Genomic DNA, 5,331 nt, shown 5'->3' on the forward strand with positions numbered 1-5,331 from the left:
ATCCCACCAATAAAATCTTAAAGAAAACTACAGGATCTATACTCTCCTGTCCTTCCTTACCATAATACTTTTGAGTGGCTTTATAAATGAATTGTAAATCGAGTTCCGTTAGCAATTTTCTGTAAAAATTACCCTCTGGAACCATGTCCAACAAATTGACCGAAACAAATAATTGTGGTCTAAAACTCTTCTTGCCTTGCATACATCAATTTACGAAATATCCCGTTTTTATACAAGTTTATTTGTATATTTGAGTTGTGCAACAAGCACAAGGGTTTTGCGTCAGGCGGGCTGAAGTGAAAATTCAAGTTTTGTAATTCTATTGAAATTTGTATATTAGCTGAACATTTCGGCTTCGATTTCCCGCCCGAACGCAAAGCCCCAAAACGATGTTACCCAACATAATAAAGAAAAGGACAGCATATAATTAAAACCAATAAATACAGTATTTTTGAGAAACATTAAAAAAACACAATTATGGAAAAAGTTTTGAAAAATAGCATCTTTCTAGCATTCTTTTCGATTACATTTTTTTCTTGCAGCGATATAAGCAAAAAAGTTGACGAAAAGATGGAACAGTTACTAAAAAAAACAGAATCATTAGACTCATTGCTAAACCAAGAGGTCGATAAAGTTTAAACTCTCGATTCACTTATCGATAAAGAACATCAAAAGGTAATAAAACTTGATTCACTTATACAGAAATCATCCACTAAACTTGATTCTGTAATTAATAAAATTACAAAACCTTTAAGTAAATAATTATAAACCAATTAAATACCGCAAAAATGAAATGTCCAAATTGCAAAGATGTAAATCTGGTTATGACCGACCGCAACGGAATAGAAATTGACTATTGTCCTGAATGTCGAGGTGTTTGGCTTGACCGCGGTGAACTTGATAAAATCATTGAAAGGTCAACTCAAAACGATACTCCCACACAAAGTGATATATTTCATGGCAAGCAATATCATTCAAGGGATAATGAATATCGTTACAAAAAAAAGAAAGGCATCTTAGGAGAGCTTTTTGACTTTTAAAAGTAATTCTATTGAATCTGTTTGGAAATAATTTATTATTATGTCACAAAAGTTGCAAGTCAAAAATAGAGAATTAGTTGTCTTTTTGAAAAAAGATGATTTTTTTGACAATACATTATCAGAAAAAGTAAAAAAAATAATTAGTAAAATACCTGACAGAAATCTGACATTATCTGAAATAATAAACCTATTAGGAAACGACGGTTTATTACTATTTGCATCAATTTTATCTATAATATTTCTCATTCCGGTATCAATACCTGGTTTCAGTACTGTATTTGGGATTTTCATCTTTTTTATAGGAATAAGTAATCTAACAAATAAAAGCTTATGGCTACCTTCCTCTATAAAAAATAAGTCATTTCCAGCCGAAAAGTTACGCATTGCTCTAAACAAAGGGTTAAAGTGGTTCCATTATTTAGAAAAAATGAGTAAGCCGCATCGACTTAGTCTCCTTATATGCAACAAAATTGCTAGTACAATCAATGGTTTTTTGATTTTATTTGGTTCTATTTTGCTAATGGTACCATTGGGATTAATGCCCTTTAGTAATACTTTGCCTGCATTAATTATTCTTTTTCTATCAATAGGAATTATTCAGAAGGATGGAATTATAATTCTTCTTGGATATTTTTCCGTTTTGGGAGCTTTTATATATTTCGGATTATTTTTTTCGACTATAATTTTAGCTTTAAAAAAAATAGTTGAAAGCATTACATTGTAGATTTTTATTAACAACCATACATTATTATTCACCAAGATGTTGAAAAACGAAAGCGGAAAATGGCATGCCATTGACTATAAAGAGGTTCTTGAAAATTTCGAAAGTTCATTACAGGGGCTTGAATTGGAAGAAGTAAATAAAAGACGACAGAAGTACGGATTAAACGAACTTAAACGTAAAAATAAAGATGGAATTTTAAAAGTGCTTTGGCGGCAAATTAATAATCCATTAATTTGGGTTCTAATAGGTTCAAGCACACTAGCCACCGCTTTGGGCAAAATTACCGATGGAATGGTAGTGCTTGCCGTAGTGGTAGTGAACTCAATTATAGGCTTTATTCAGGAATATAAAGCAGGTAAAGCTATTGAAGCACTGAGTAACATGGTTCCCGAAAATGCTACTGTAATTAGAAACGGCAATATTATAACCATTCCGGTTGTTGAGATTGTTCCCGGCGATATTGTTCAGGTGGCTGCCGGCGACCGTATCCCTGCCGACATGAGGATAATACAGCAAAAAAACCTGCAAGTAGAAGAAGCTGCTTTAACAGGTGAATCGGTACCGTCACAAAAAACTACCGAAGCTGTAAGTCCCGATGCTGTTATAGGCGACAGAAAATGTATGGTTTATAGTGGTACTTTAGTTGTTTCTGGTACTGCAACTGCTGTAGTTGTTAAAACGGGTATGGATACCGAACTTGGTAAAATATCCGACATGCTTAACGAAACAGTTAATTTAGACACGCCATTAACCCAAAAGCTTGGTGTTATTGGCAAATACTTAACCATTGGTATTGTTGCTATTACAGTTATTATTATGATTGTAGGTACATACCGGGCTTTAGGGCAAGGAATACTATTGTTTGATGCACTCAGAGAAAGTTTAATTTTCGCAATAGCTTTGGCAGTAGGTGCTATTCCGGAAGGACTCCCAGCCGTTGTTACAATTGCCCTTGCCATTGGGGTACAACGTATGGCAAAGCGAAACGCTATTATTCGTAAACTTCCTGCGGTTGAAACCTTAGGTAGTACAACTGTTATTTGCTCAGATAAAACCGGAACGCTTACACGAAACGAAATGACTGTAAGTGAACTGTGGAACTATAACCATAGCATACAAGTAACAGGTGTTGGTTATCACAAAGCAGGTGTTTTCAAACAGAACAATGCTGAACTAGCTGCTTTACCGGAAGATATGTTGCTTTTGCTGAAAAAAGCAGTGCTTTGCAGCGATGCAAACGTGGTTTACAGAGCAAACGAATATAGTATATCGGGCGACCCAACCGAGGTTGCTTTAGTGGTTGCTGCTGAAAAAGCTGGTATTTCAATTGATGGTTTACGTCAGGAAATACCAAGAAAAGACGTATTGCCTTTCGACTCGGAAAAGCAGTACATGGCGACCCTTAACGACAATATTATTCTCAAAGGTGCCCCCGAGGTTGTGCTAAAACGTTGTTCAACACACATTTGTGGTATAACCTTGGATATGCAAAAGGTAATTTCTCAAATCGAATTGCTTGGTTCCAAAGGAATGCGAGTGCTTGCCATAGCTCAAAAAACTCAAAGCAAAAGCGATGAAATATCGGTTGATGATGTTGAAAATGGATTTGAGTTCATTGGCTTAATAGGCATGATTGACCCGCCACGTAACGAAGCTATCGAAGCCATAAAAGCTTGTCATAATGCGGGAATAACAGTAAAAATGATTACGGGTGACCACCATGCAACTGCCCGTGCTATTGGTATGGAATTAAACCTCTCGGCAAATGGAGCTGTTGTAACAGGAGTGGATTTATCGAAAATGAGCGATGCTGAACTTGACAAAACCATACAAACAACCAATATTTATGCACGTGTTGCCCCCGAACACAAACTGCGTTTGGTAAAAGCCTTGCAAAACAACAATGAGGTTGTTGCTATGACCGGAGATGGCGTGAATGATGCCCCATCGCTCAAACAATCGAATGTTGGTGTTGCCATGGGAATTACCGGAACTTCGGTATCGAAAGAATCGGCAGACATCGTACTGGCCGATGATAATTTTTCGAGTATAGCAGCAGCTGTTGAAGAAGGGCGAAGGGTTTACGACAATCTGCTAAAATCTCTCGCCTTTTTATTACCAACTAATTTAGGCCTTGCATTTATATTGATTTATGGCATTATGTTCTTTCCTTTTAATCCTATAACGAAAGAATTATTGCTTCCTATGTTGCCTGTACAATTGTTATGGATAAACTTAGTTGCAGCCATAGCATTGGCTTTGCCACTTGCATTCGAAGTAAAAGAACCTAATGTAATGAACCGTCCCCCCCGTAAACCCGATGAAGCTCTTTTCAACGGATTTGTAACTTTCAGGGTATTTTTTGTTTCGATACTTATGACAGTTGTAACTATCGTGCTTTTTAACTGGGAGTATGCATACTCGCTTAAAACCGGAATGGCTCAAACAGATGCTTTGGCTCGTTCACAAAGCATTGCTGTAACGTTTATTATATTTTTCCAAATATTTTATTTGATAAATTGCAGGTCGCTGAAAGATTCGGTTTTTAAAATTGGTCTATTCAGTAATGGCTTTATCTTTTTGGGTATTGGGTCAATAATGCTTCTGCAAGCAATGTTTTTATACACTCCATTTATGCAAAAAGTGTTTGGAACAGCTCCTCTCGATGAGAAAGGTTTATTTATTTCGTTTGTAGCTGGTTCATTGATTTTTGTTGTAATTAGTATCGAAAAATGGATTCTAAGAGAATTGTTAAATAAAAAGGAAAAAGAGAACTAATTATGTTTAAATTAGGAATTTTAGAATAAAAAAATTACGTTGGGTAACATCGTGTATAAAACATTTGGCAATCAGTGGTTTATCAAGCGTTTTAGCTCGTATCAAAAGTAGTTGTAACTTGATAGGAAATCGCTTCGAAATGCCAAACGTTTCATACACGCAGTCGATGTGGCAAAATCCGCTCCGCTCCTTTGGCTACGCCGAATCGGGGATTTTGCCACATCGGTTCGGCGGATTACATCCGATTGGCAGCAATAAATCAAAAAACGTGCAGAAAATAGAATCTCCAAAAATTAACGAATGGTTAGAAAGTGCTATAAAATGGCAAAATGTTTCTCGTCCATTGAAAATTTCAAATTTCCTTCCAAAATTTGACAATTATGTAGGTTTAACTTGGAAACTTGGCATAATTGAAAATTTTCCTTTTAATGATTTTATTGAAAATGCAAAATCACAAACAGAAATAAAAAACAATAGAGAGATTTGGCATAATTATCCTGAAATATTTAATGAAGACTCTGAAACTGGATTTGTAGAAATTGCAACAGAAGAAATCTTTAGAAAATTCAAAATTCCTTACCATGATTACAAAAATGATGGAAAATTACCCTGGAATACAAGAGCAATAAGACTTTTAGAAAGCAAAATCAAAGAAAGCTTATCTTTAATATTGGAAAAAATTCCTGAAAATGAAAATCTAATCATGTATTGGGAAGATAATTACAGATACAATATTGAAGATAATTTATTCAATATTTCTAAAGAAGAATTCTTAAAAGAAATGCAGAA

At 35.1% G+C, this 5,331-nt stretch carries 4 protein-coding genes and 1 pseudogene; 4 read left to right on the plus strand and 1 reads right to left on the minus strand.

Going from position 1 to position 5,331, the window contains the following annotated elements:
• Positions 1-202, minus strand: a pseudogene (locus ACE3PD_RS08365) (IS1182 family transposase); the annotation flags it as partial.
• A gap of 586 nt (positions 203-788) precedes the next feature.
• Between ACE3PD_RS08365 and ACE3PD_RS08370 the strand changes: the two are divergent.
• From ACE3PD_RS08370 to ACE3PD_RS08385, 4 genes are all read left to right on the plus strand, one after another.
• Complete coding sequence (locus ACE3PD_RS08370) at positions 789-1,040, plus strand: zf-TFIIB domain-containing protein (RefSeq protein WP_140485553.1); 252 nt, start codon at positions 789-791, stop codon at positions 1,038-1,040.
• A gap of 40 nt (positions 1,041-1,080) precedes the next feature.
• Positions 1,081-1,764 carry an exopolysaccharide biosynthesis protein gene (locus tag ACE3PD_RS08375; RefSeq protein ID WP_374401413.1) on the plus strand — a complete coding sequence of 228 codons (684 nt, stop codon included), beginning with the start codon at positions 1,081-1,083 and terminating at the stop codon, positions 1,762-1,764.
• A 36-nt stretch (positions 1,765-1,800) separates the two neighbouring features.
• Positions 1,801-4,542, plus strand: a complete 2,742-nt coding sequence (locus tag ACE3PD_RS08380) for a cation-translocating P-type ATPase (RefSeq protein WP_374401415.1) — start codon at positions 1,801-1,803, stop codon at positions 4,540-4,542.
• Between the two features lie 64 nt (positions 4,543-4,606).
• Positions 4,607-5,331 (plus strand): hypothetical protein (locus ACE3PD_RS08385; RefSeq protein ID WP_374401417.1); only part of this gene is annotated, 725 nt, incomplete at its 3' end.

The sequence above is a fragment of the Flavobacterium sp. genome, from assembly GCF_041911335.1.
Classification (GTDB): domain Bacteria; phylum Bacteroidota; class Bacteroidia; order Flavobacteriales; family Flavobacteriaceae; genus Flavobacterium.

What these genes read in the sequence shown, in the direction of transcription:
- ACE3PD_RS08380 (WP_374401415.1), top strand. Translation starts at nt 1,801, where the DNA reads ATGTTGAAAAACGAAAGCGGAAAATGGCATGCCATTGACTATAAAGAG.
- ACE3PD_RS08375 (WP_374401413.1), top strand. Translation starts at nt 1,081, where the DNA reads ATGTCACAAAAGTTGCAAGTCAAAAATAGAGAATTAGTTGTCTTTTTG.
- ACE3PD_RS08370 (WP_140485553.1), top strand. Translation starts at nt 789, where the DNA reads ATGAAATGTCCAAATTGCAAAGATGTAAATCTGGTTATGACCGACCGC.